The 1,356-nt window shown below is 53.2% G+C and carries 1 protein-coding gene and 1 tRNA gene; both read right to left on the reverse strand.

Features of this window, described 5'->3' with window-relative positions; genetic code table 11:
* Positions 1–122: 122 nt before the first annotated feature.
* Complete coding sequence (locus EJP87_RS16485) at positions 123–674, reverse strand: hypothetical protein (protein WP_130472929.1); 552 nt, start codon at positions 672–674, stop codon at positions 123–125.
* 357 nt (positions 675–1,031) lie between these two features.
* Positions 1,032–1,122, reverse strand: a tRNA-Ser gene (locus tag EJP87_RS16490).
* Positions 1,123–1,356: the final 234 nt, after the last annotated feature.

Here is a 1,356-nt window from a genome sequence, read left to right on the forward strand (position 1 = left end):
CACCGCTCCTACCGGCACCTCTTCTTCTGTGCCGGCCTGGGCTGCAGCCAGCAGTGCCAAAAGCAGGGCGGCCTGATCGGGATGCAGGAGAGTCGGAAGTGCGCCACTCTCTTCCATGCTGATTAATCGCGCAGCTCTGGCCCTTCCATCGCCTCATCCTGAGGTTCTGGCAGCGAGCTGGCTGGGGTCGAAGGGATCCTTTTGCGCGCTGCGGCTCCGGCAGCTTGCGCCCCTTTGCCTGGAGTGGGGGCAGGAGCCGGAGGCTCTACCTTGCCGAGAAAGGTCAGATCAAAGCGCGGATGATCCCAGGCGGTTTGTGCTGAATCGCGTTCAAACAGCCACCCTTCATGCAGTGGCTGACCATTATTATCTTCCAAGGTGACCCAGACAGCCGGATTGATATAACCGTCGGGTCCATGTCCCGGACGTCCCTCTTGAATCACCAGATCATTGACAAAGGCCATGGGATAGAGGGCACCCCCCCAGGGAGCGATGACCCGTTTGCCGACCGGCGCTTCCAGACGATGAATCTTTAAGGTGCGCTTGTCGAGCACCATAAAGCGGAGTGGTGTTCCTTTATTGGGGTCAAGCATACTGGCAGTTGGTTTGGCGCGATTGTTAATCACATGTGGGGAGAGAGGCAGGCGATCTTTATCGCGCACCTCAAGAGCCAAAAAGGTGGATTCCTGACGCCCCTCTGGTTGACAGGCGGCAAGAAAAGCACAGGAGAACAGCAGGATGGCTGTAGTGGATACATTAGTGAAAATTGGTGAATTTGACGCTGGTGGAATGTCAGGGATAAAAGATCGACACACGGGAGCGACTCTGAAAAAAGGCACCTGCGAACAGGCGAAAGGTTACGGGAAGTCATGCAAGCAGCGGCGAACAGATGAAGCAAACGACTGCGCGACGCAAGCGGCAGGATTATGGTTTAATTATCTTCTCGCCTATCTGCTTGAAATATTTCGTCACTCACTTGCCATGAACCTGTTGTCTGGCCGATGGGTAACGCGGAAAACACCAGCTTGGAGTGGCGGAGAGAGAGGGATTCGAACCCTCGGTACCCTAACGGATACAACACCTTAGCAGGGTGCCGCCTTCAGCCAGCTCGGCCATCTCTCCATGCGCCCAGAATGCCAATAAAGCGTCATCTTGTCAACCCCGACAAATTATGGGTATGTATTTTTTCTTGTAAGCCAGAAAAAATGGGCTCTGCCAGGGGAGGGAAAGAAGAGGTTGAAATATTAATTACTCATTGAATTTATTGATAAATACTAACATTCCCATTTTTGGGTGTTGCCCTTCTATCTTGCCATACAATCTCACCCTAATCAGTGCGATTGAAACTTGGCACTG

It is taken from the genome of Candidatus Magnetaquicoccus inordinatus (assembly GCF_004217665.1).
Lineage (GTDB): Bacteria > Pseudomonadota > Magnetococcia > Magnetococcales > Magnetaquicoccaceae > Magnetaquicoccus > Magnetaquicoccus inordinatus.